We start from the raw sequence: 1429 nt of genomic DNA on the forward strand, positions 1-1429 counted from the left end.
AGATGCGGTGCTGCCAGGCCAGTGCGAAGATCGGTGCGGCCAGCGACAGCGGCAGGAAGGCCATCAGCTTGCGGCCGATCATGTCGACCAGCGACAGCCCCATTTCATGCCACGGGTAGGCCTTGCCCTGCTGGCGGGCCTTGCGTGCCAGAAACGCGGCCTCGACCATCGACGCGGTCACGACGAAGCCGGTGACCAGGAGAGTGAGTTTGTGGAGTTGCATGATCGTCCCTTCGGTTTGGCGGTGACGCTTGACTTGGCAGTCGCGGCGTCGGTGAGCCAACTGTAGGGGGCGATCGGAAAGGGCGCCATATGGCAAGTATGTCGCCCTATGTCATGACCCGGGAAACCTTTCCTGGCAAGGGTTTGCGGGCGATGGCTTGTCCTATTGACGGCATTGGGTGCCAACACTCTGTGTGGCGTATCAGGGGTATTTTTGCGGCCACGGCAACAGCGCCCCGAACTGGGTTGTCGACCGGATTCTCGCAATGAGGATGGTGCGCGGCGAGACAGCCGTCATGATGGGCGACTGTCTCTCGAGGGGGATAGCGGAGGAGTTGGAGGACTTCCAACTGGGGTTCTCCACGCGGGAGCATGCGACCAGGCTGATTGGCTGGCCGACCGCCCAGGCAACGCTAAGAAATGCCGTGAAACCGGAGCAAAATGGGCGCAAATCTTGAGCATAAAAGGCGGAGGCGTGCCTCCGCCCCTTGTTCAACGATCGAGAAACGCCTTCAGCTTGTCAGCCCGGCTGGGATGCTTCAGTTTGCGCATCGCCTTGGCTTCAATCTGACGGATCCGCTCGCGGGTCACGTCGAATTGCTTGCCGACTTCTTCCAGCGTGTGCTCCATGCTCGTGTCGAGGCCAAACCGCATCCGCAGGACCTTGGCCTCGCGCGGCGACAATTCATTGAGGGCCGCGTCGATCTGTGCGCGCAGCCCGGCCATGATGGCGGCGTCAGCCGGTGAGCTCACCGCATCATCCTCAATCATGTCACCGAGCGTCGTGTCGCCCTCTTCACCCACCGGAGTCTCGAGCGAAATGGGCTGCCGCGCAATCTTGAGCATCCCGCGTACCTTCTCCTCAGACAACTCCATGCGCTCAGCGAGGACCGCCGGTTCGGGTTCCTTCCCGGTCTGCTGCAGGATCTCCCGCGAAATGCGATTGAGCTTGTTGATGGATTCGATCATGTGGACCGGCACCCGAATCGTTCGCGCCTGGTCGGCGAGTGCCCGCGTCACGGCCTGACGGACCCACCAGGTGGCGTACGTCGAGAATTTCCAGCCGCGCCGGTACTCGAAGTCGACCTGCACGGTCACGTACGGGGCCGCCATGCGGATGCCTTCGGCGTCGAAGTTGCGCTTGAGCCGGACGTTGAAGGCGCGCGAGATTTCGGCCTGCGTCAGCGGTCGGGTCTTGAACTGCGCC

At 62.4% G+C, this 1429-nt stretch carries 1 protein-coding gene and 1 pseudogene; both read right to left on the reverse strand.

Features of this window, described 5'->3' with window-relative positions:
- Positions 1-223 (reverse strand): annotated as a pseudogene (locus tag CYJ10_RS33595) (sterol desaturase family protein); the annotation flags it as partial.
- Positions 224-714: 491 nt separating this feature from the next.
- Positions 715-1429, reverse strand: a 715-nt coding sequence (locus tag CYJ10_RS33605; protein ID WP_146002173.1) for a sigma-70 family RNA polymerase sigma factor, incomplete at its 5' end; no start/stop codon positions are given.

It is taken from the genome of Cupriavidus pauculus (assembly GCF_002858765.1).
Taxonomy (GTDB): Bacteria; Pseudomonadota; Gammaproteobacteria; order Burkholderiales; family Burkholderiaceae; genus Cupriavidus; species Cupriavidus pauculus_B.